This window comes from Staphylococcus sp. FW104-15G4D (genome assembly GCF_058790135.1).
Genome location: NZ_JBYTCH010000002.1, coordinates 469,421 through 494,132, shown reverse-complemented (window position 1 = coordinate 494,132; position 24,712 = coordinate 469,421). Strand labels below are relative to the sequence as shown.

The following is a 24,712-nucleotide window of genomic DNA, read 5'->3' as shown; positions in this document are numbered from 1 at the left end:
TTGATATCAAAGGTATTACGCACAATACACTTTCGCTTAATTTCATTATGCATAATATAATTATTAATTTTATTGCAGTTTAATTAATAAAAATAAATAAATACAGTTTATCAAAGTTTAAATACTAACATAAGTTTTTGACATAATGAACATATTATTTATACAAATAATTTATAAATGAAAAGTATGTGAATAAAATGCAGTTTCCATTTACTTAACAGAAAATTAAAATTACGATGGCACCGTAAGTTGCTTTTTCAAAAATTTATAGGAGGTTACGAGATGAAAAATTTTTCAAAATATGCACTTACAAGTATCGCAGCACTTACGGTCGCAAGCCCCTTTGTCACTATGGATGGCCATGCTAAAGACAAGTCAGTAAAACAAGACATTGATGCGAAGGTTACTCAACAGACTGACGCACCAAAAGCACTTAAAGCATTGCCTGGTTCAGAAAACGTTAAGAACCATTATAAAGACTATGTTGTCACTGATGTAAAAAAAGACAACAAAGGATTTACGCACTACACTTTACAACCTAAGGTAGGTAACGTCTTTGCTCCTGATGAGGAGGTTAAAGTACATGTGAATACTGAAGGCAAAGTTGTATTAATTAACGGTGACACTGATGCGAAGAAGGTGAAACCAACTAATGAGGTGTCGATCAACAAAGAACAAGCATCTAAAAAAGCGTTTGAAGCGGTTAACCTTAATCCTAAAAAAGCGAAAAATATGAAAGAAGACGCCGTCAAAACAAATAAAGTAGAAATCGATGGTAAAACAAATAAGTATGTTTACAATGTAGAATTGATTACCACAATACCTAAAATTTCACATTGGAATATCAAAGTTGATGCAGAAACAGGCCAAGTTGTCGATAAACTAAATCTCATCAAAGAAGCAGCGACGACAGGTACCGGTAAAGGTGTGCTTGGTGATACGAAACAAATTAATATCAATAGTGTAAATGGAGGATATGCGTTACAAGATTTAACGCATCAAGGACAATTAGCAGCTTACAATTATAGTGATAACACTGGCCAACATTCGCTCATCAAAGATAACGATAAAAACTTCACAGATGATAATCAACGTGCTGGTGTTGACGCTAATTACTACGCTAAACAAGTGTATGACTACTATAAAGATACTTTCGGTCGTGAATCATATGATGATAGAGGAAGTTCAATTATCTCTCTAGCCCACGTAAACAAATTCCAAGGTTCTGATAATAGAAATAATGCCGCATGGATTGGCGATAAGATGATATATGGGGATGGAGACGGACGAACATTTACAGCACTATCTGGTGCAAATGACGTTGTAGCTCATGAAATCACACATGGTGTAACCCAAGAAACAGCGAATCTTAATTATCGTAATCAATCAGGTGCTTTAAATGAAAGTTTCTCGGATGCCTTCGGTTACTTTGTCGATGATGAAGATTTCTTAATGGGTGAGGATGTGTATACACCAGGACAAAATGGAGATGCACTAAGAAGTATGTCCAATCCCGAACGATTTGGACAACCATCTCACATGGATGATTATGTAAATACACAATCAGATAATGGTGGTGTACACACTAACTCTGGAATTCCTAATAAAGCAGCTTACAATACAATACGTAGTATTGGAAAGGGTAAAGCACAACAAATTTACTACAGAGCGCTCACAGAATATTTAAGTTCAAATTCAAACTTTAGTGATGCTAAAGAAGCGCTGTATCAATCAGCTTTAGATTTATATGATAAAAACACAGCTAACCAAGTAGCAGATGCATGGGACGACGTTGGTGTATAAATAATTGAAACTTTAAATCGTTTAAATCAGCCATAAACAATCTATCAACGAACATAATCAACGCCTTAATAAACAAGAATTAATGTTAAACACTTACAAATATTAAACGCCTTAATAAATGATGATCAAACAATGTTTGGCTTCATGTGGCCCTTACTCTAACAGTAGAGTAGGGGCTTTAAAATATTCTTAGGGAGGAGACTGCGGGTTGTCTAGCTGAAGTGAGACGGCAGTCTATTGATTGAAACTATTAATAGATATTCTTAACTCTACCTAACCTTTTTATTCTATCTTATAAATGTTATAAAGAGTGAAAGAGACAATACAAATGAGGGGTTATAAACACGAATGATCCAATGAAAGATTTTAATTTAAGAGACGTTATAGGAATATTGATTATGGGATTCGTTAGTTTTTTTAAGTTGCCTTTACTAAATGTCGTATTATTAGCATTGCTTATGATTATTGTGACATCTTTTATAAATGAAAAATTATGCTCTAAAAGCAATATTACTAGGAGAGAAGAGGATGAAAAAGATAAAACAACTTGAAGTTATTGATATTCTGTTAATCATTATTAGTTTATTAGCCGTTTTAATTGGAGTTTTGCAGATATTTAATTTAATACACGTATCGCCAATCATTACGTTAATACTTCTTATAATCATTGTCGTCCTTAATCTGTTTAAGTCATTGGATGAACATAAACATTCCAAATAGAAAATAAAGTGTTAGGAGATAAGAAGTGCGTAAATTATTAAAGAAGTTAACTAAAAAAGATTTCGTATTGATTGTCATTTTATTTATAGTTGCAGTGATGTGCTTCTTAAATACCTTTGACATAGTAAAGTTGTCAGAAAGCCAATCTAATTATGTTGCCACTATTTATACCATTATCGTTTTTATTAGTTTGATTCGAATAAATAAGAAAGATAAACACGATCAATGATAGAAAGGTTTAGGAGTTGATTGGGGTTGAATAAATCTGAGCAAGGTCTGAATATTATAGATTTCATTTTATTTACACCACTAATCATTCTTTTCTTCATTAATATTTTAATATTCACTCATTTGATTCACGTATCTGCATTTTATTCTAACTTATTATCAATCATTAATTCGGCTTTATTAATGATTGGATGGATTAGAATGATTTATAAAGATAAGACATCTTAGACATTGTACAAATGATTGTTCAATGTCAGTTATACATTAAAGTGATGTATAGTACTACCTGTGTTACTCAATATTTGTCACAAAATTTTACATACTTTCTCATATATTTTTAACATTAGAATGATAAATTATTATTAAATAAAAAGAATTATTAAAGTTTAAATGAATTTAAATTAGATTTAGTGAGGAGTTTATCATTTAATGAAAAAGAGTAAACGTCAGGATTTAGTAACCATGATTGTTAAACAAAATCACATCTATAAAAAAGCAGATATCATTGATTATATTGATGATCACTTTGGCATTCGTTATAGTATGACAACCATTGCGAGAGACTTGAGAGAACTTAATATTTTTCGTCTGCCAGCTGAGAGCAAACAATTTGAATACAAAATTTTAAATAATCAATCGCAAATCGACGCTAAAATTAAGCTAGATGATTATCTAGAAACAGAAATCATTAGTACCGTGATTAAAGAATCATATATACTTATAAAGACGTCACCAGGATTTGCGCAAAGTATCAATTATTATATTGACCAATTACAACTTAAAGAGATTGTTGGTACTATAAGTGGCAACGACACTATTATGATACTTACTCATTCTAAAGCAATGGCTGAATATGTGTATTACAAAATATTCAATCATAATTATTCATAATCTCTCATATCTGAATAATGAATCGAAAGGCCTGGTAAACGTATTGCATGCGTTTGCTAGGTCTTTTATATTACTAAAGTTATTAATTCACATATTGACTAACTATTCATTTAAGTGAATAAAAAACTTTTTATCGAAACATTCATTATTTCATATTAGCTGAATATTCATTTTCCATACGAAATAACAATACAAAAATGTATAAACAATCATATAAATGTATTGAATAACCAAATTGTACAAAACTTTCTACATTGAACTTGTGAATATAATCACATAAATATATGTGAAATCACTATATACTCATGTTGAAGTTACAGAAAAGGAGGAAATGAATATGGCAGATGGACCCATTCAAGTAAACAGTGAAATTGGTAAACTTAAAACCGTTTTACTTAAACGTCCAGGTAAAGAGTTAGAAAATTTAGTTCCAGATTATTTAGGTGGTTTACTATTTGACGATATTCCTTATTTGGAGGTTGCTCAACAAGAGCACGATCGGTTCGCCAAAGTGTTACAAGATGAAGGAGTAGAAGTACTATACTTAGAGAAACTTGCTGCAGAAAGCATTGAAGATTCAGATATTAGAGAACAATTCATCAATGATGTGTTAGCAGAATCTCGTAAAACAATTCTTGGTCATGAGAAAGAAATAAAAAAATTATTCTCAACATTATCTAATCAAGAGTTGATTGATAAAGTTATGGCTGGTGTGCGTAAAGAAGAGATAAAATTAGAATCTACGCATTTAGTTGAGTATATGGATGACAAGTATCCATTCTATTTAGACCCAATGCCTAACTTATACTTCACTCGTGACCCACAAGCATCAATAGGTCGAGGTATTACAGTGAATCGTATGTTTTGGAGAGCTAGACGTAGAGAATCAATCTTCATTTCATACATTTTAAAACATCATCCTCGCTTCAAAGATGCGGATGTTCCGGTATGGTTAGACCGTGATTGTCCTTTCAACATTGAAGGTGGGGACGAACTTGTACTTTCTAAAGAAGTACTAGCAATTGGAATATCAGAACGTACGTCAGCTCAAGCTATCGAACGCTTAGCACGACGTATATTTAAAGATCCGTTATCCACTTTTAAAAAGGTAGTAGCAATTGAGATTCCAACTAGCCGTACATTTATGCACTTAGATACAGTTTGTACAATGATTGATTATGATAAGTTCACAACGCACTCTGCAATCCTTAAAGCTGAAGGTAATATGAACATTTTCATTATTGAAAATGATGAAGCTAGTGATGACATTAAAATCACTCATTCAAGTCACCTTAAACGAACATTGGAGGAAGTACTTGGTGTTGATAATATCGAGTTAATCCCAACTGGTAATGGTGATGTGATTGATGGTGCACGTGAACAATGGAATGATGGTTCAAACACATTATGTATCCGTCCAGGTGTAGTAGTCACATATGATCGTAACTATGTATCAAATGATTTGTTAAGAAAACGCGGTATTAAAGTAATTGAAATTCCTGGAAGCGAACTAGTTCGCGGACGTGGTGGCCCAAGATGTATGAGTCAACCATTATTCAGAGAAGATTTATAGAATAGTATTCAAACACCTGTTATAGTGTAGTTGAAATCGCTTTCAATTTTAAGACTAATCATATTAAGTTTTGAAGGCGCTGATGATTTACACTGCGACTAATTAGATGAAAGGGGCGTATATTATGGAAAAAATCCGGAAACCATTTGACTTAAAAGGAAGATCACTACTTAAAGAATGTGATTTTACCAAAGAAGAATTTGAAGGTTTAATAGATTTTGCCATGACGTTAAAAACGTATAAACAACAAGGCACACCGCATCGTTATTTAGAAGGTAAAAACATTGCATTACTTTTTGAAAAAACGTCTACACGTACGCGTGCTGCATTCACAGTCGCATCTATTGATTTAGGTGCACATCCTGAATTTTTAGGAAAAAATGATATACAATTAGGAAAAAAAGAATCTGTTGAAGACACTGCGAAAGTATTAGGCAGAATGTTTGATGGTATAGAGTTTAGAGGTTTCTCACAAGAGAAAGTAGAACAACTTGCAGAATTCTCTGGTGTACCAGTTTGGAACGGATTAACAGATGATTGGCATCCAACACAAATGTTGGCAGACTTTATGACAGTAAAAGAAAACTTCGGACATCTTGAAGGCATTAATTTGACTTATGTCGGTGATGGACGTAATAACATGGCACATTCATTAATGGTAGCTGGTGCGATGCTTGGTGTAAATATTAGAATTTGTACACCACAAGCACTAAGTCCTAAAGATGCTTATGTAGAAATTGCTAGAGATTGTGGCTCTAAATATGGTGGTTCCGTGTTAGTCACTGATAAGATCGAAGAAGCAGTTAAAGATGCCGATGTTATTTATACAGATGTATGGGTATCTATGGGCGAAGAAAGTGAGTTTGAAGAACGCATTAATTTATTGAAGGACTATCAGGTCAATAAAGCGATGTTCGAATTAACTGGTAAAGACAGTACAATCTTCTTACATTGTTTACCAGCATTTCACGATACACAAACAGAATACGGTCAAGATATATATGATAAATATGGCCTCAGTGAAATGGAAGTTACTGATGAAATCTTTAGAAGTGAGCACTCTAAAGTATTTGATCAAGCCGAAAATCGCATGCACACAATTAAAGCTGTTATGGCTGCTACACTAGGCTAGATTAAATCTACACAACATCATGAGGAACTATAGACTTACAACATACAAAACAAATTGAGCCACTCCAAGTGTATGAAGTCAAATGAGTGATTGTGTTTATCATATTCGAGCAGTGATGAATCAAGATTAAACGTTCATCATCATTAAGTCGTTACGAATTGACCGTTATCAATCCGTCCGTAGTCACATGTTTACTAACCCGTTTAATGTAACGGTCGTAACTATCTTTCACACCTTTCCACAACACCCACTCTCGCATACTGACTTAATGACAGGATATGAATGAAAGAAAATACACTATTAGTTTCAGCACAATGATAACAATTAAAGGGAAAAGTAAGTCTATAGATTCCTACTTCTAAAGGAGAAATGAATATGAGCGAACAAGGAGAAAATAAGTTAAGTCGATCATCATTGATAGGTCTTGTAATAGGATCAATGATAGGTGGCGGTGCATTCAATCTCATGTCTGATACGGGAGGACAAGCTGGTGGTTTAGCCATTATTATAGGATGGGTTATCACAGCCATAGGCATGATTTCATTAGCATTCGTTTTCCAAAACCTTACAAATGAACGACCGGATCTTGATGGCGGTATATACAGTTATGCCCAAGCTGGTTTTGGCGATTTTATCGGCTTTGCAAGTGCATGGGGATATTGGTTCTCTGCATTTTTAGGGAACGTCGCGTACGCAACATTACTAATGTCTTCCGTCGGTAACTTTTTCCCAATTTTTAAAGGTGGTAACACATTCCCAAGTATACTCGTTGCTTCAATTTTATTATGGGGTGTTCACTTTTTAATACTTAAAGGGGTAGAAACTGCGGCGTTTATTAATAGTATTGTTACGGTTGCCAAGTTAATACCTATATTATTAGTCATTATATGCATGTTAGTTGCCTTTAATTTTGAAACTTTTAAAGAAGGATTCTTCGGAATGAATGCACATGGTGCACTACCATTTAACTTTGGAGACACAATGTCTCAAGTGAAAAGTACAATGCTCGTCACTGTATGGGTATTTATCGGTATAGAAGGTGCTGTCGTCTTTTCAAGTCGTGCCAAACGTAAGAAAGATGTAGGTACTGCAACAGTAATAGGATTAATTTCAGTGTTACTCATCTATTTCTTATTAACTGTATTAGCACAAGGTGTTATCATTCAAAACCATATCTCTCAATTAAACGCACCATCTATGGCACATGTCCTTGCTTACATCGTAGGTGATTGGGGTTCAACACTTGTAAACATCGGACTAATTATCTCAGTTTTAGGTGCATGGTTAGGTTGGACACTACTTGCCGGAGAGTTGCCTTTTATCGTTGCGAAAGATGGATTATTCCCGAAATGGTTTGCTAAGGAAAATGAAAACGGCGCACCAGTCAATGCATTATTAATCACTAACATATTAGTTCAAATTTTCTTGATTAGTATGTTGTTCACTGACAGCGCGTACCAATTTGCATTTTCATTAGCATCTAGTGCCATTTTATACCCATATATGTTCAGTGCCTTTTACCAAGTTAAGTACACTATTGAACATAAACAACACGCGACACCTAAACAATGGACAATAGGTATACTCGCCTCATTATACGCAGTATGGCTAGTCTATGCTGCAGGATTTGATTATTTATTATTAACAATGTTGCTTTACATTCCTGGTCTTATCGTTTATTCAATCGTTCAAAAAAATAACCAAACACGCTTAACACGCATTGACTATATCTTCTTCGCTATCATTATCATTCTATCTATTGTCGGACTTATACGACTATGTAGTGGCGCGATTAACGTGTTCTAGAAAAAGGAGCGAACTGTTATGGATAAAAAAATTGTCATCGCATTAGGTGGTAATGCGATTCAGACGTCTGAAGGTTCAGCAGAAGCACAACGACGGGCTATTCGCATGACCATGCAAACACTTAAACCACTATTTCAATCCGATAATGATATTGTCATTTCGCATGGTAATGGTCCTCAAATAGGTAATTTATTGATTCAACAATCTCAATCTGATAGTGAACAAACGCCCGCTATGCCACTTGATGTATGTGGGTCTATGACACAAGGTATGATAGGCTACTGGTTAGAAACAGAAATTAACCGTGTACTATCTGAGATTGGCAGTGACAGAGCTGTCGGTACTATTATTACTCGTGTAGAAGTCGATAAAGATGATCCGAGATTTGATCGACCAACTAAACCGATTGGTCCATTTTATACTGAAGAAGAGATGCAAGAATTGAAAGAAGCGCAACCTGAGGCTATCTATAAAGCAGACTCAGCTGGTCGTGGTTATAGAAAGGTTGTCGCATCACCTTTACCAATTTCAATACTTGAACATAAATTGATAAGTACACTTGTTGAACAAAAAAATATCATCATTGCATGTGGTGGTGGCGGTGTACCTGTTATTAAGAAAGATAATACTTATGAAGGTGTTGACGCCGTCATTGATAAAGACTTCGCTAGCGAGAAGTTAGCTGCCTTAATTGATGCGGATACGCTAATGATTTTAACCAATGTAGAGCACGTGTATATTAATTTTAAAGAACCTAATGAAGAAAAGTTAACAGATATTGATGTTGAAACTTTGAAACGTTACGCGAAAGAGGGTAAATTCGCTGAAGGATCAATGCTACCTAAGATAGAAGCGGCGATTGATTTCGTTGAAAGTGGGGAGCATAAAGAAGCGATCATCACTAATTTGGAAAATGCTTATCAAGCGTTCGACAAGCAAGCAGGTACACATATTCATAAATAATGAATGATTATGCTATTGGAGATTTAAGAACGATGGCCCCCTAATCAAAAAATATAACATCTTTGAAGCGGTTCTTCTTTGACACTTACCCCGTTAACAACTTGTAAAAGATGTTTGGTTGTTCCTCTATCCAATAGCTTAGGTAGTAAGGAGTTTATGTTATGGCTGGAAATCAAATGTTTTGTAGAGAAAATGAACTTGATGAAAGTTTTAAACAATTAGCGTCATATATTCATATACCTGTAGGTGTCTTACTTCCATTTAAAAGCCAATGCTTTGTGAGACATTATAGTAAGGGTCAGGTAATTTACTTTTCGTCAGATGAAACGACGCATATCTATTTATTAATAGAAGGGAATATAATGAGAGAAAACTTTAATCTTAATGGTGATGTGTATCGTTATTTAAATAGAGAAAAAGTGTTATTTCCCTTAAACAATTTATTTCAAGATAAGGCGCCAAATGAAATGTGCACCGCATTGACGAATTGCGAAGTGATTGGCATACCTAAAGATTTAATTGAATATCTTTGTAAAAATCATGAGGATATCTTTGTAAGGTTATTTGAATTATTGAGTGCAACACAATGCCAACACATTGAATATAATATGGCGTTAACCAGCAAGCTTGCGAAAGAACGCGTAACAAAGATATTACGCTATCTTTGCCAAACAGTTGGTTATGATAATGATGAATTTTATGAAATTAAGCAATTCATGACGATACAACTGTTGAGCGATATGGCCGGTATATCTAGAGAAACCACAGGTCATATCATTAATGAACTTCGAGAGGATAAAGTTCTATTCAAAAGTAATAAAAACTGGTTAATCAGCAAAGATTTATAATGACACTTAAAAAATTTAATATTTCATAATTACTTTAGAGCGTTAGTTAAATGATATTCATATGAATTATTTAACTAACGCTTTTTGTTTTCTTAAAAAATTTACTAATATAAAAATAATACGTTGAAACGCTAAATATTCTGAAATAAAATTGAAATTCAAAAAATAACACCAAAAACAAATTTCATATATTTTGTGAATTATTAATAACATTTTAATTAACTCTTTTATATAAAAAGAAATTGTAGTATTATATTCTGTGTGATTATATAAATCACAAAATTTTTTTAGGGAGAGAAGTAATTTGAGAAAAAGAATGGATTTCGTGCCTAACAGGCACAATAAGTATGCCATTAGAAGATTTACAGTAGGAACGGCATCAATATTAGTTGGTGCAACATTAATATTCGGAGTGAATCATGAAGCTAAAGCGGCTGAGACTTCAACTGAATTAACTCAGGCACAAGTGGATGAAGATTGTTCGGGTATTACTGATCAAGGCCAGCAAGAAGAAATGTTAACAGAAACTCAAAACACACAAAACGACTATAACGAGCAACAACCAACTCAGCAAATAGACAACGATTGTATTATTGATGAAGTTCCTATGAACGAAGTTGAATATAGTGATGATGCATCATCCAAAGCCCAAGAAGAAGATGCTACATCATTAGAAAATGTTTCAACAGATATTAACACACGTAATACGGAGAATGAATCAGTTGACGCCCAATCAACTGATAACTGCATTGCAAATGAACAAACTTTTGACAACGAATCAGTGCAAGAACAAACAGATAACCAAGTGAACAACGACAATAATATAGATGAATTACAAAAAGCCCAAGAATATGAAACTCAAGAAGAAAATAATGATGCTAATCAATCATTGTCAGAATCAGCAGACTGTGAAAATGGTATTCAAGCAGGTTCTAACAATTACGATATAGAAGCAATAAGTGGTGTTTCCGAAAATAATAATGATGATTTAGATAATTCATCTGATGTCTCAGCTAATGGAGACGTTGCTGAAAATGTTTCAGCTTTAGATAGCAACTCAGATTGCGATTTATACGCGGATCGTAGCTTAGACTATGACACTGACTCAACAAGCAATGATTACAACACAGATAGTGATTACAATACAGATTGTGACTACGGCTCGGATCGTAGCTTAGACTATGATACTGATTCAACAAGTTATGATTACAACACAGATAGTGGTTACGACACAAACAGTGAATATAATACTGATTGTGATTACAACACAGATAGTGATTACAACTCAGACTGTGATTCAGACTCAAGTTATGATTCAGATTCGGACTATGATTCAGATTCAGATAGTGATTTAGATTCAGATAGCGACTCAGATTCAGACTGTGGTTCGGATTCAGACTGTGACTCAGACTCAGACAGTGATTCAGACTCAGATAGTGACTCAGATTCAGACAGCGATTCATACTCAGATAGTGACTCAGATTCAGATAGCGATTCAGACTCAGACTGTGGTTCGGATTCAGACTGTGATTCAGACTCAGACAGCGATTCAGACTCAGACAGCGATTCAGACTCAGACTGTGGTTCGGATTCAGACTGTGACTCAGACTCAGATAGCGATTCAGACTCAGACAGCGACTCAGATTCAGATAGCGACTCAGACTCAGATAGTGACTCAGATTCAGACAGCGGCTCAAATTGTGATTCTGGTTCAGAACATAAAGTACCAGTAGTACCAACACAGTATCATGAAATGACATCTCATCATGACTCAAACCATCATTATAATAATCTAGTGATGGAGCAGCATCATAAGCAAGAACTACCAGATACTGGTTATGATGTGGCAAATAATGGTACGTTATTTGGAGGTATTCTTGCAGCATTAGGATCATTACTTTTAGTAGGAAGCAAACGTAGAAGTAAGAAATACTAAACCATCATTTACTATTTAATTTTTAAACCCGAGCTTTGTTGCTCGGGTTTTTCTATGAAATAAAACAAAGTAAATGTAAAATAGAATTGAACACGAATGAAGGAGTGAAGCACATGGCTTTAATGACATTGAATTATAGTTCACCGACAATAGGTATGCATCAAAATCTTACAGTCATCTTACCGGAGGACTCAACTTACTTTGATAACTCCACTTCACCTAAACAACTTAAATCATTATTACTTTTACATGGTTTGTCGAGTGATGAAACCACTTATGTGAGATACACAAGTATTGAGCGATATGCTAATGAACATCAGCTCGCAATTATTATGCCTAATGTAGATCATAGTGGTTACGCTAATATGGCCTATGGTCATAGTTATTATGACTATATTTTAGAAATATATGAGTATGTACATCAAATTTTGCCACTCTCTAAAAAACGTGAAGATAATTTTATCGCGGGACATTCAATGGGTGGTTATGGAACGATTAAATTTGCGCTTACCCAACCAGATAAATTTTCCAAAGCAGCACCATTGTCTGCTGTATTCCAAGCGCAAACTCTCATAGATTTGGAGTGGATAGATTTTTCTGCTAAAGCTATCACTGGAGAGAATACTGATATTAAAGGTACAAATCTAGATACGTATCATCTTTTAGAACAAGCAATTGTTTCAAATGCGCAATTACCAGAACTTCTTATTATGTGTGGAACTGAGGATTTCTTATATGAAGATAATTTAGAATTTATTCGCACGCTTGATGAAAAGGGTATTGGTTATACATTCGAGGATAGCCCGGGTGAGCATAATTATGCATTTTTGGATAAGGCGATTAAAAGGGCCATTGAATGGTTTGTAGAATAATTAAAGTTGAATATTAAAATTTAACGATTATCTAAATATATTGAAATTTATATGAACTCAAAGCGCTTTCAGTTTGAAAATTCTACTCTGTGGTAGACACACAATATCCTAGTCATAATAAGATATTGTCTTATTGTATTAAGACAATGAATGACTTAGGTATAACTTTAGAAACACATATCGTATTAAGTATGACTCTAAAGATTTTGTCAGTCGCTACTCTTATTTTCTTGAAATTGATATAAAAGATTATATGATTACGCAAAGATATTTAGTTTATAACCGTAGTAATCTTATTTCCTAGAAAATAATTTATTTACCCCGTGTCATGATTAATTTGACGCGGGGTATTTGTATATAAGATTTTTACCTTGGAAAATTCAAAACCAAACGACTAAACCTAACTTTTAAAATGTAAAGAAAATGTAAAATTTTATAGAAAACTTAAAATAATTTACATTATATTGTTTTAAAATCTTGCTAAGTTTAAAATAAGAGTAATATATATTAGATGTTTTGAAGATTGGATTCTTTAACTAGGAGTGACGCCATTGTTGAAATACTATATTTCTACAGTTATATTCTTTATTGCTTTTTTATGTGTAAGTGGATTAACATTAGCTACTAATCTAGAGTCAGAAGCATCTGTTGTAGCTGTAGGTGATAACTTGATCCACCCTGAAGTCTATAATGATGCGAAAACAGGTAAAAATAGTTTTGATTTCAAACCTATGTATGAGCCTGTTAAAAAAGATATTCAAAATGCCGATATTGCATATGTTAACCAAGAATCTCCACTTGGTGGCGATGATAGACCTTATCATGGATTTAAGCGTTTTAATACACCAAGTAGTGTGGCTCAGGACTTAGTAGATACAGGCTTTAACTTTGTAAATGGCTCTAATAATCACGCAATGGATCAAGGTGAATCTGGTATAAACAACAGTATACATACATGGGATAAATTTAAAGACAAAGTTTTATTTACAGGTGTTTTTAACTCTCAAGAAGCTCGAGATGAGATTCCAACAAAAACAGTTAATGGTATAAAAGTATCAATGTTAAGTTATACATTTGGCACTAATGGTATTAAACCTTCCCATCCATACACAATTAATACATTTGATGAAACACAAATTAAAAAGGATGTTAAAGAGGCTAAAAAGCAAAGTGATGCAGTGATTGTATCAGCTCACTGGGGCAACGAAGGTCATCATATGGAAAATAAAACTCAAGAAAGATACGCAAAAGTCTTTGCAGATGCAGGAGTTGATGTAGTGTTAGGAATGCATCCTCACGTTATCGAGCCGGTGAAATGGGTGAAAGGGAAAGATGGCAATAAAACACTTGTTGCATATTCACTTGGTAACTTTTTAAACGGCCAAGCTACAGGTAATGAAAGCAATGATTTATTAGGGCGTCTTAATTTTAAATTAGTTAAAAATCCAAAAGGCGTTAAAGTGGAAAACGTGAAGTGGAGAAGTATGGTTAATCATTACGAATTAGCCAATGTATATGATAAGAATTCTAAAAAAGATTTTAAAATATATCCTTTACATGACTATACTGACAAATTAGCAGAGAAACATGGTTTACATTATGTTAATGGAGCAAATATGACAAAAGAAAGATTGCAAGACATTACTAAAGAAGTTATTGATAAAGAATTCTTAGATGATGAAAGTTTATAGAAGATATAGAAGTGCGCTTAAACGTCAAAACGTTTAAGCGCCGTTTTTATATAGTAACTTAAATTATTTAATGAATTCTATTGTAAAAGGCACGACATAGTCTTCACCTTTGAGTACAAATATGATTGCGACGATTGAATAAATGATCATTGCTATACCAAGGATGAACAATAAGACGACGCCTATAAGTACAAAGACTAAAACGGATGCAATAATTGTATAAATAAGATAACTAATTAAGTAATTAAGATAATTTTTACCTTGTTGATCGATAAAAGCAGAATCATCTCTTTTTAATACCCAAATAATGAGTGGCCCTAAGAAAGTTGTGAAAAATGATAATAACCAAATGACCATAGCAATCGTAGTTTCATTATCAGAAACATCTTTAAATGCATGAGGATTTTTAGATTGATTCACCAATTTCATATATCATTTAGCCCCTTTTTGTATGATTTACTTTAAATATATACATTTTAATTATTAAAGTAAATGACTAAATAATAGTAACTAAGGGTTATATTGTTCAAAGTAATTTTAATTATGTAACTGTTTCACGCGAAACGGTTACTTTATTGATAATGAAATCTGCAAGACACTACGAATATTGAATCATCCTTAATTTTGTATATTAATCGGTGTTCTATTGAAACTCTTCTACTGAAATAGCCTTCGTAGTTTCCTTTTAATGCTTCTGGTTTTCCAATACCATCGACACAACCATCTCTTGCAATACTTTTAAGTAAAGCATTCACTTTTTTAAAATAATTTTGATTGTGTTGTTGCCAATATTGATAATCTTTAAATGCTTGAGCTGTAAAAGTTACACTAAACTTACTCATTATCATCAATCTCTATTGTAATTGTTTGGTTATGATTCAATTCCATAATTGATTGATTTAAGTGAGACACATTAGCGAGATTGGATTGAAGGTACATCGTTTCCAACATCGCATTATAATCCTTTTCAGCTAAAATCACTGCATTTTCATTTTCCTTTGTCGTAATAGTGTAAGCCACACTATCCTCGTTCACTTTAGTAATAAGTTCTTTGAAATTCTGTCTAGCGTTTGAATAATTAACTGAAGGCATATTAACAGCTCCTTTAAACATTGTACAATTTATTGTACAATGCGTCCGCTCTGTTGTCATCAATATTTTTTGTCTATAAATCATATTGATGTTTAAAAATGATAAATTCGGACATACATCATATGTAACCATTTACAAAAGCACTTAATAGAACTAATCATTAATTTTTGGAGGAATGTTTCGCATGACTAAAGAAATTAAACAAAATGTTGGCACAGTTGAAGTTCCTGATACAGTTGAATCTGCAGTTGCTTTAGAGTATTCATTTGTAGAAGCATTAGTGAAATTAGACGTAAATGTAACTGGTATTGCAGATGATAACAATGTAGACAATTTAGACAGTGAAACTCGTAAAAATGTAGGTAGTTATCAATCAGTTGGCCATCGTCAAACACCTAGTGTTGATGACATTAAAAATGCTGAGCCACAAGTGATTTTCGCAGATGAGGATAGACATAAATCTATCTTTGAAGATTTAAATTCAATTGCACCTACAGTATTAGTTAAAAGTTTTGATGCAGACTATAAACAAAACAAAGAATCATTCGATTATATTGCGAAAGTTGTTTCTAAACAAGATGAAGGTAAAACAATTTTAGATAATCATGAAAAAGAAATTAAAGATTTAAGTTCTAAAGTACGTATAGATAAAGATGTTGCTACAATCGCTGGCGTTGTTACTGATCAAGATTTAATCATTCATGCTTCTAAATCTTATGTTGGTCAATTATTAGAAGATGTAGGTTTTAAAGCTGGTATTTCTAAAGAAAATGAAAATGATTTACCTGGATATATGGGTGCTGATTATCATAAATTACCTATTAGCAAAGTTGCTGAAGTTAATCCAGAACGCTTAATTGTTATGGTAGATGAAGATAACCAAAAAGATTTCAATAACTTTAAAGAGTCAGATGTATGGAATCAATTAGATGCTGTTAAAAACAATCGTGTTCATGAAGTTAATCGTGAAACATGGGCTAAACATCGTGGTTTAGTAGCAGCAGAACAAATTTTAGAAGACATTACACAATTTACTGAGTAATAAAACGTTTAATTGCTCAAAACAATAAAGCTTAAAGAAAATGCCCTCTTATCAATACATTGATAGGAGGGCATTGTTATGTCTCATTCAATTACAATGAGTATGAAATTTATTTATTTTGAGAAGCAAATGCTTTGGCAATTTCACTTAATTTTACTGGTGCATCTTCCACTGCCATTTTTACTTCTACATAGTGCATACGATCGCTATTTGAATTAATTTTTTCAAATGCACGCTTTAATTCCTCTGACGTGTTAACATCGTGTACTTCGACATTGTCTCCGCCAAATACTGCAGGTAAAGCTTTATAATCCCACATGCGTATATCATTATATGGTTCTTTCATACCATGAATCATTCTCTCAACAGTGTAGCCATCATTATTGATAACAAAGATAACAGGTTTCAAGTTTTGACGTATCATTGTAGATAATGATTGTACCGTTAATTGTAATGAACCATCGCCAATGAGTAAGACATTTCTACGTTGAGGGTCAGCAATTTGAGTACCTAATGTGGCTGGTAACGTATAACCAATTGAACCCCAAAGTGGTTGACCTATAAATGTATTATCTTTATGCATTGCTAAGTCATATGCACCGAAGAAAGATGTCCCTTGCTCTGCGATTAAGATATCGTCTAATTGTAAGAAATCTTGAATCATGTTGAAATATGTTTCTTGAGTTAATGGCTGATCACTTAGTTCATAATTATTCTTTTGTGGTCTTTCATATTGAGGGTAGTCGTTTTTATTTTCAAAATGAAGATCCTTCAAACCATGTACTAAGCTAGGTAATGTAACGTCATTCGCAACTGTATCATTCATCTTGAAGTTCTTATGATTAATCATCACGACATCATCAATGTGGAATTCGTAAGAGAAGCCAGCTGTTGCTGAGTCAGTTAATTTCGCACCGATATTTAAAATCGCGTCACTGTTATTCACATAATCTTTAATCTTATCTTCAGCAATTTCACCATCAAATACTCCAATATAATGAGGGTTTTCTTCATTAAAGGCACCTTTACCTAGTGATAATTGAGCGACTGGAATATTTGTTTGATTAACAATCTCTTCTAACTCTTTATGCAAGTTGAAACTATTAATTTCATGTCCTGCAATAATAAGTGGTTGGTTCGCTGATTTCAATTTATCTTCAATCATATCAATATATTTTTTAACATCTTGATGAGGCACGTCTTCAGGTTGGAATGTTTCTGAAACTTCGATTTCAGCTAATGCAACATCAATTGGTAAGTGTAAGTGAACTGGTCGACGCTCTTGAATTGCTGCATTGATCAATCTAGGAATTTCAGTTGTTGCATTTTCAGGAGTAATGTAACCTTGAGCAGTTGTAATAGGTTCGAACATCTTTCTGTAATCATCAAATGTACCTTCACCAAGTGAATGGTGTACAAACTTTCCAGCTTCTTCTACTGCACGAGTTGGTGCGCCTGTGATAGCTATTACTGGTACACGTTCGGCATAAGAACCTGCAATGCCATTTACTGCACTAAGTTCACCAACACCAAATGTAGTGACCATAGCACCTAAACCATTGATACGTGCATAACCATCTGTGGCATAACTCGCGTTTAATTCATTCGTATTGCCAATCCATTCTATATGTTCATGTGAAATAATATCGTCTAAAAAGGCTAGGTTAAAATCCCCGGGAACACCAAAGACTTTATCTACTCCGGCTGCATAAACTGCGTCCATTAAATATTGTCCTACGCGTTGTTTCATATTCAACTCCACCTTTGTATTGTATTTATATTACATCTAAAATATTATCTGTTATAATAATTAAAGTCAATAAACTTGACCTTTATTGAAAAGTTGAAAAAATCTGAAATTGATGACGAATAGAATTATTTTTATTATAATGACGATATTGAAGAGAAGGGAAAGTACACAAATGTCGATGAATAAAAATGATTATGAACACATGTTATTTTATTTCGCGTACAAAACTTTTATTACAACGGCAGATGAAATTATTGAAGAATATGGTATGAGTCGTCAACATCATCGCTTTTTATTTTTCATCAATAAATTACCAGGCATTACTATTAAAGAATTATTGTTAACTCTAGAAATATCTAAACAAGGCTCTCATGGAACGTTACGTAAATTGAAAGAAGAAGGTTTGATTTATGAAGAAACGTCTGAAGTGGATCGTCGTGTAAAAAAATTATATTCTACACAAAAAGGCGATGCGTTAATTCATAAGTTGAATAAAGCACAAGATGATTTATTTCATCAGACCAAGCAAAATGTTGGTAATGACTGGTATGCCATAATGGAAGAATTAGCGAATTATCGTGAAGGATTTAAAACAGTAGAACATTTAAAGGAAACTGATAAAAGCTGAGACTGTATGAATGACGGTCTCAGCTTTCTTTGTTTTCAAAATATATATAATGATGATTATTGGCTATTCTTTTTAATTAGACTTACAACTAATGCAATAAAACCTACTGGGATTAATAAAATAAGTAATGCAATTAACCCTAAAGCACCTAATACCATTGCGATTCCTCCTCATTTGGTTTAGTTACTTAATTCTAGGTTAATTAGGTAATAAGTGTTATTCAATGATTTGTAGGTTAACTTTCAATAATGTAAGAAATAAAAAAGGTAAGTATGTTTTAAATGTTTACTACAACTAAATAAAAAAGTATTGCTTTTAACAGAAAATGGTATATTATTGTTTTATATTAATTCATTTTTAAGGGGAAATGGTATGAAAATATTAGGACATACTCGTGCATTTTCATTTAGAAAAGTGACTTTGGGAGCAGTCACTGCTTTAATTGGATTAGGCACTATAGGCGCAATGGGTAATCAAGCTCAAGCTAGTACGCACTCGAGTTATTCACAATCTCATCGAACAACGACTAATGGTAAAAGTACATCAACGCAATCGAGGGTTAAAACAACTACAGTTAAACCGATAGTAACATCTACAAAGGTAGTTAAGCCAGTTCATCAGACAAGCAAAGTTCAAACTACTAAGAAAGTCGTGCCTACTAAACAATCGACTAAGAGTATAAAACCTGTAGTTACGAAAGCACCAACTAAACAAGCTACGAGTAGTAAAACTTCAGTTACTGTATCCAAAGCACCCACAACTTCTACGGGTAAAACGACAACTACTAAGTCAGTTACTACTCGACCAAAATCTACATCAGCAGTAAAATCTACATCTACTAAGCCGACAGCTAAAACTTCAAGAACATCATCAACATCTAAAAAATCAACTACGACAACGACTAAACCTACAACTTCAACAGCGAAGTCTACAACTTCAGCAACAAAATCAACTACGATACCGACAAAGCCATCAACATCAACTAAGCAGCCTACAACAACACCGGCAACTACCGTGCCTACCACTAATCAAACAGATAATAATCAAGAAATGATTGGTACTGCACCAGAAGGACATATAAAAGATAAGTATCAATCGATGACACAACTTGAGAGTGAAACGGTGGAAGGTGTAGATTGGAAAAAAGATACAAGAGATAATGGTACGAAAGTACTTATTGTTGCACCTCATGGAGGAAACATTGAACAAGGAACGACAGAAGCAACGAAAGCTTTGGCGAAAAAAGGAAATTATGATTATTTCTCTTTTGAAGCTATAAGACCTAAAAATAATACTGAATTACACGTTACTTCAACGCATTATGATGATCCTACTCTTAACCAAATGATTCAAAATCGCACAGCTACAATTTCTATTCATGGTGCAGCTGGTACAGATCAAATTATTTATTTAGGAGGACCACCTTCCACTTTAAGAGATGAAATGGAAACACAATTAAAAAGTAGTGGTTTTACAGTGATGGCTCCACTTGATTATATCGGAGGAGTAAAGAAAAATAACTTTATAAACAGAGAAGAAAACAATACAGGCGTTCAACTTGAGCTAACAACTGCACTCAGAAAAGCTTTCTTCAATAATGGTGATACAAGTACTAAGAATCGTTCTAATGAAAGTAATTGGACGCCGCTGATGCAGACATTTGTTGATGCGTTATATACGAGTATCAACAATATTTATCCAAATCATTAATTTTGTAGAAGTAAATTAATTCAAAAACTATATAACAATATTGTCATAATAGGGCTAAAGGATGATTTCGATAGCCCTATTATTTTTTATATTTATAACTAATAGAAATTGTTCAAATTTAATAAATTGATTTGAAATACTTCTTTTATAAATGGTAAGAAGGGAAATGTTTGATTTTGAAAAAGAGAATATCAATAAGTACCTCAAGTAAAATGAAATTATCAATACTTATTTGCTTAGTCATTTTAATTATAGGAATCACTAGCGCCTGTGCTATAACACATGAACATAAGAATTCTGCAACGCATCACTCAAAGTTGCATCATGTACCACTGATTGTAGGTCAAGGAGAAGATAAGGGACAGGCATCCACTGTCAATCTTGAGCCTTCAGAATCAGCACAAGAAGATGTACATCATAAAGACCGTTTTAAATCTATGACTGATTTATTTAAGCATACAAAACGGAATGTGGATTGGAAGAAAGAAGTTAAAAAAGTAGGAAGTCATGTATTAATTATTGCGCCTCACGGAGGAAACATTGAAGCGGGTACCACAGAGTTAACTAAATTAATAGCTAACGATAATCACTATGATTATTTTTCATTTACCGTTTTAAGAAAAAAACATGCTGAAGATTTGCATGTCACTTCAAGTCATTATAATGATCCTACATTATTAAATATGGTTAAATCTAAAGATTATGCAGTTTCCATACATGGTGCTAAAGGGGATAAACCTGTCATTTATCTTGGAGGATTAGATACACCTTTAAAAGAAGCAATTAAAAAACAATTAGTTAAACATCATTTTGTTGTTAAAATCGCACCAACTTATTTAGGTGGAGACTTAAAAGAAAATTTCATTAATGAAGATATCAAAGGGAAAGGTGTGCAACTTGAATTAACGACAGCTTTAAGAAAATCTTTATTTGTGAATGAAAAACTATCTGCGAAATCTAGAAATAATAGAAGTAATTGGTCACCGGCGATGTATCGTTTTTCAGATGCCATTGATAAAGCCGTACAACAAGTTGATGAATCAGGAAAAGATAGATAAAGTGTGGCTATATGAAAGAATATTAAATGCAAAAATTAAAATAGTAGAAAATAAAAAATCTCAGAATCGCAAATGCTTTTCTGAGATTTTTCGCTAATATATTTTAGAAAGTTTTAGCTAGTTCTTTTGCTTCTTCAACGCCGGCTAATTTGATTTCTTCAGCCTTTTCAGGTTCAGCGTTATGACCTTCAATAATAACAGTTTCGTATGAAGGTACACCTAGGAATGTCATAATGTTTCTTAAATATCGGTCTCCAGATTCAATTTCTGCAGTCGGTCCTTCGCTATAGTATCCGCCTCTAGATCGAATGTGAAGTACCTTTTTATCAGTGAGTAAACCTTGAGGTCCTTCTGAAGTGTATTTAAATGTTTTACCTGCTACTGTAATTGCATCGATATAAGCTTTTAAAACAGGTGGGAATGATAAGTTCCACATTGGGCTAACAAATACGTATTTATCAGCTTCTAAAAATTCATCAAGAATGGCTCCTAAACGAGTAACTTTTTTACTTTCTTCAGAAGTAAGTTCTTCGCCTTTTGCAGCTTTTCCCCAACCAATTAATACATCTTTATCAATATGAGGAATATCTTCAGTAAATAAGTCGATGTGTTTAACTTCATCTCCTGAGTGATTATCTTGATAAGCGTCGATGAAAGCTTTGCCAGCTGCCATAGAATTTGAAACGAGTTCATCGAGTGGATGAGCTGTAATGTATAATAATTTTGCCATTTTTTAGTTCTCCTTAAAAATGTTGTATAGTTGATATAATAATTATACTTAGTCAGGGAGATTTCACAATATGTTAAATTAAAAATCATCCTAATGGACTATAAAATAATTTTATATGTGCCTATTTCTACAAGTACACAATTTATTTTCATGAAATTAATATTATCTGAATTTGAAGTTTTTAAAATTAACTTTAAAAAGTGTATAATAGTATTAAAGATTTGAACAGCTTACATGTTCATATTAAGCATCCTAGAAAGGAGTGTAACAGATGAAAAAATTAGCAGTTATTTTAGCATTAGCTGGCGCAGCTTATTATGGTTTTAAAAAATACCAAAACCATGTTAACCAAGCACCAAATATCGAATACTAAAATTTACTTATCAAAGTAAGTGATTATATTGAAGATAAAAGACAAAATCCATTTGGATTTTGTCTTTTTTTGTAAATTTCGGGTATATATATTGATATAGGAAATGAATATCAACTTATTGAAGTAGGGGGCTTTCATTTTCAAAAGCATCAAGAATCCACAATAGTTAAGAGGGGTGGAAAGATGTCTAAAATTTTATTAACTGGGGCCTCGGGATATATCGGTGGTCACCTTAAAGATAAATTAAAAGATCAACATGAAATCATCGCGATTTCTAGAAATACGAGTAACAAACAGAATGAGGAGAATGTTACTTGGAAATCTGCAGATTTATTTGATTTAGATGAAATTACTGAAGTAATGGAAGGGATCGATACAGCCATTTATCTCGTCCATTCAATGATGCCATCAGCAAAGTTAACACAAGCTAACTTTGAAGATATGGATGCACTGCTTGCAGATAACTTCGCACGTGCAGCGAAAAAGCAGGGTGTTAAACATATTGTCTTTATGAGTGGTTTGATTCCAGATGACAATCATTTATCAGCTCATTTAAGAAGTCGTCTTGAATGTGAAAAGATTCTTGGTGATTATGGTATTCCGGTTAGTACATTACGCGCTGGATTAATTATTGGTGCGAAGGGAAGTTCTTATCCGATACTTAAGCGTTTAGTTGAACGTTTACCAGCTATGGTATTACCTAGTTGGGCATATAACATGATAGCACCAGTAGCGATAGAAGATGTCATAGATGGGTTAGCAGCACTTGTTGAACGCTCTCCATCTGAAAATGAATCTATCGATATTAGTGGGCCTGAGACAATGAATTATAAAGAGTTGATTCAGCGAACAGCTAAAGTATTAGACAAACCATTACCTATGCTTGACTTGCCCATTATACCGATAATTGTAAGTCGTTATTGGGTTCAATTGATTTCAAGTGTACCGAAAGAAATGGTTTATCCGTTAATGAATAGTTTAATTCATGATATGGTACCGCATGATAAACGCATCGTACCTAAATTGTCATTAGGAAATATTACATTTGAAGATAGTGTGAAACGTGCTTTAGACGAAGAGAAAGAAGAGAAAAAGAAGAAGGCGAAACAAAGTTCTAGTCACTCTAAATCTAAGAAAGAAGAAATTAAAGATGTGCGCGCCATCACACGATTTGAAATTCCTGATGGATATAGTATTAAAGATGTGACAACGGAATATGCTCGTTTCATAAATAATATTACATTGCACTTAGTGAAAGGTACGATTAATGAACATGAATTCAATATGAATGTACCATTTATTAATAAATTTATTTTGAAAATGAAAAAAGATGAACATGACTCAAGTGAAGAAATGGCAGTTTATCGCATTGTCGGTGGCGATTTAGCACATGCGGATAATGGAGGAAATGCACGTTTCGAATTTCGCAGATTGAGAAATACAAATGAAGGGATTATTGCCCTTCAAGAATATGAACCAACATTACCATGGGTCGTTTATAAATTAACACAAGCGAAAGCCCATAAAACGGTAATGAACATATTTAAGAATAGAATGGCAAAATTATCAAAACAAAAGAAAGGATTAGGTGAGCAAGATATGACAAGAAATATTATTATTGGTGTTTCAGTAGCAGTTGCATTAGTGGCAGGAGGAGCAGGAGCGTTTGCTTTAATTAAGCGCAATCAAATGAAAAAAGAAAGTATGTCAAACGCAGAATTATAAATAGTTGGTAATGACAACTTATTGTACTTCTATCCAGATGAAAATGATCTAAATAGCGTAATGAAAAAATATAAAGCAAACTTAGATTAATAAGCATATCAACCAGTTAGGACACTAAGATGTTCTAACTGGTTTTTCATT

At 33.2% G+C, this 24,712-nt stretch carries 23 protein-coding genes; 18 read left to right on the top strand and 5 right to left on the bottom strand.

Annotated features, from left to right (window positions below; all coding sequences use genetic code 11):
* The first annotated feature begins 282 nt into the window (after positions 1-282).
* The 12 genes from AC3WQX_RS08755 to AC3WQX_RS08700 all read left to right on the top strand — a co-directional run bounded on the left by AC3WQX_RS08755 (position 283) and on the right by AC3WQX_RS08700 (position 14,463).
* On the top strand, positions 283-1,803 hold the full coding sequence (locus tag AC3WQX_RS08755) for a M4 family metallopeptidase (protein WP_492740063.1): 1,521 nt from the start codon (positions 283-285) through the stop codon (positions 1,801-1,803).
* Between the two features lie 745 nt (positions 1,804-2,548).
* The gene (locus tag AC3WQX_RS08750) at positions 2,549-2,752 is read left to right on the top strand and encodes a hypothetical protein (protein ID WP_030062669.1); all 204 of its coding nucleotides are present in this window, start codon (positions 2,549-2,551) and stop codon (positions 2,750-2,752) included.
* A gap of 26 nt (positions 2,753-2,778) precedes the next feature.
* Positions 2,779-2,979, top strand: coding sequence for a hypothetical protein (locus tag AC3WQX_RS08745; RefSeq protein WP_037550670.1), 201 nt, complete (start codon positions 2,779-2,781; stop codon positions 2,977-2,979).
* Positions 2,980-3,180: 201 nt separating this feature from the next.
* Positions 3,181-3,642 (top strand): arginine repressor, encoded by a 462-nt coding sequence (locus AC3WQX_RS08740; RefSeq protein ID WP_002436164.1) that lies wholly within the window; start codon positions 3,181-3,183, stop codon positions 3,640-3,642.
* Positions 3,643-3,979: 337 nt separating this feature from the next.
* On the top strand, positions 3,980-5,215 hold the full coding sequence (gene arcA, locus AC3WQX_RS08735; protein WP_037550668.1) for an arginine deiminase: 1,236 nt from the start codon (positions 3,980-3,982) through the stop codon (positions 5,213-5,215).
* 124 nt (positions 5,216-5,339) lie between these two features.
* On the top strand, positions 5,340-6,347 hold the full coding sequence (gene argF / locus AC3WQX_RS08730) for an ornithine carbamoyltransferase (protein WP_030059225.1): 1,008 nt from the start codon (positions 5,340-5,342) through the stop codon (positions 6,345-6,347).
* A gap of 375 nt (positions 6,348-6,722) precedes the next feature.
* Complete coding sequence (arcD, locus tag AC3WQX_RS08725) at positions 6,723-8,153, top strand: arginine-ornithine antiporter (RefSeq protein ID WP_213667904.1); 1,431 nt, start codon at positions 6,723-6,725, stop codon at positions 8,151-8,153.
* An 18-nt stretch (positions 8,154-8,171) separates the two neighbouring features.
* The gene (arcC, locus tag AC3WQX_RS08720) at positions 8,172-9,116 is read left to right on the top strand and encodes a carbamate kinase (protein ID WP_037550664.1); all 945 of its coding nucleotides are present in this window, start codon (positions 8,172-8,174) and stop codon (positions 9,114-9,116) included.
* A gap of 161 nt (positions 9,117-9,277) precedes the next feature.
* Complete coding sequence (locus AC3WQX_RS08715) at positions 9,278-9,964, top strand: Crp/Fnr family transcriptional regulator (RefSeq protein ID WP_023351014.1); 687 nt, start codon at positions 9,278-9,280, stop codon at positions 9,962-9,964.
* A gap of 316 nt (positions 9,965-10,280) precedes the next feature.
* Complete coding sequence (locus AC3WQX_RS08710) at positions 10,281-11,900, top strand: YSIRK-type signal peptide-containing protein (RefSeq protein WP_492740081.1); 1,620 nt, start codon at positions 10,281-10,283, stop codon at positions 11,898-11,900.
* A 113-nt stretch (positions 11,901-12,013) separates the two neighbouring features.
* Positions 12,014-12,772 (top strand): alpha/beta hydrolase, encoded by a 759-nt coding sequence (locus AC3WQX_RS08705; RefSeq protein ID WP_037550659.1) that lies wholly within the window; start codon positions 12,014-12,016, stop codon positions 12,770-12,772.
* Positions 12,773-13,314: 542 nt separating this feature from the next.
* Entirely contained in the window at positions 13,315-14,463 is a 1,149-nt protein-coding gene (locus AC3WQX_RS08700) for a CapA family protein (RefSeq protein WP_172969460.1), read from the top strand.
* A 63-nt stretch (positions 14,464-14,526) separates the two neighbouring features.
* Here AC3WQX_RS08700 and AC3WQX_RS08695 read toward each other — a convergent pair whose 3' ends face one another.
* The 3 genes from AC3WQX_RS08695 to AC3WQX_RS08685 all read right to left on the bottom strand — a co-directional run bounded on the left by AC3WQX_RS08695 (position 14,527) and on the right by AC3WQX_RS08685 (position 15,555).
* Positions 14,527-14,892, bottom strand: a complete 366-nt coding sequence (locus AC3WQX_RS08695) for a DUF4870 domain-containing protein (RefSeq protein WP_002436243.1) — start codon at positions 14,890-14,892, stop codon at positions 14,527-14,529.
* A gap of 143 nt (positions 14,893-15,035) precedes the next feature.
* Positions 15,036-15,305, bottom strand: coding sequence for a Txe/YoeB family addiction module toxin (locus AC3WQX_RS08690; protein WP_002436254.1), 270 nt, complete (start codon positions 15,303-15,305; stop codon positions 15,036-15,038).
* Complete coding sequence (locus AC3WQX_RS08685; protein WP_002436168.1) at positions 15,298-15,555, bottom strand: type II toxin-antitoxin system Phd/YefM family antitoxin; 258 nt, start codon at positions 15,553-15,555, stop codon at positions 15,298-15,300. Before AC3WQX_RS08685 ends, AC3WQX_RS08690 begins: the two co-directional genes overlap by 8 nt.
* A gap of 184 nt (positions 15,556-15,739) precedes the next feature.
* On the opposite strand from AC3WQX_RS08685, the gene AC3WQX_RS08680 reads away from it, so the two are divergent.
* Positions 15,740-16,597: an ABC transporter substrate-binding protein gene (locus AC3WQX_RS08680; protein ID WP_002454139.1), complete on the top strand. Its 858-nt coding sequence runs from the start codon at positions 15,740-15,742 to the stop codon at positions 16,595-16,597.
* Positions 16,598-16,706: 109 nt separating this feature from the next.
* Here AC3WQX_RS08680 and AC3WQX_RS08675 read toward each other — a convergent pair whose 3' ends face one another.
* Complete coding sequence (locus tag AC3WQX_RS08675) at positions 16,707-18,347, bottom strand: alpha-keto acid decarboxylase family protein (protein WP_492740062.1); 1,641 nt, start codon at positions 18,345-18,347, stop codon at positions 16,707-16,709.
* Positions 18,348-18,519: 172 nt separating this feature from the next.
* On the opposite strand from AC3WQX_RS08675, the gene AC3WQX_RS08670 reads away from it, so the two are divergent.
* The 3 genes from AC3WQX_RS08670 to AC3WQX_RS08660 all read left to right on the top strand — a co-directional run bounded on the left by AC3WQX_RS08670 (position 18,520) and on the right by AC3WQX_RS08660 (position 21,743).
* Positions 18,520-18,975 (top strand): MarR family winged helix-turn-helix transcriptional regulator, encoded by a 456-nt coding sequence (locus tag AC3WQX_RS08670; protein ID WP_002436214.1) that lies wholly within the window; start codon positions 18,520-18,522, stop codon positions 18,973-18,975.
* Positions 18,976-19,347: 372 nt separating this feature from the next.
* Entirely contained in the window at positions 19,348-20,685 is a 1,338-nt protein-coding gene (locus tag AC3WQX_RS08665) for a poly-gamma-glutamate hydrolase family protein (protein ID WP_492740061.1), read from the top strand.
* A gap of 212 nt (positions 20,686-20,897) precedes the next feature.
* Positions 20,898-21,743, top strand: coding sequence for a poly-gamma-glutamate hydrolase family protein (locus AC3WQX_RS08660; protein WP_049427929.1), 846 nt, complete (start codon positions 20,898-20,900; stop codon positions 21,741-21,743).
* Positions 21,744-21,846: 103 nt separating this feature from the next.
* Here AC3WQX_RS08660 and AC3WQX_RS08655 read toward each other — a convergent pair whose 3' ends face one another.
* Entirely contained in the window at positions 21,847-22,473 is a 627-nt protein-coding gene (locus AC3WQX_RS08655) for an FMN-dependent NADH-azoreductase (RefSeq protein WP_037550654.1), read from the bottom strand.
* Between the two features lie 271 nt (positions 22,474-22,744).
* Here AC3WQX_RS08655 and AC3WQX_RS08650 point away from each other — a divergent pair, with 271 nt between their 5' ends.
* The gene (locus tag AC3WQX_RS08650; RefSeq protein ID WP_016898541.1) at positions 22,745-22,846 is read left to right on the top strand and encodes an SE2200 family small protein; all 102 of its coding nucleotides are present in this window, start codon (positions 22,745-22,747) and stop codon (positions 22,844-22,846) included.
* 183 nt (positions 22,847-23,029) lie between these two features.
* Positions 23,030-24,571: an NAD(P)H-binding protein gene (locus AC3WQX_RS08645; RefSeq protein WP_023351027.1), complete on the top strand. Its 1,542-nt coding sequence runs from the start codon at positions 23,030-23,032 to the stop codon at positions 24,569-24,571.
* Positions 24,572-24,712 lie beyond the last annotated feature (141 nt).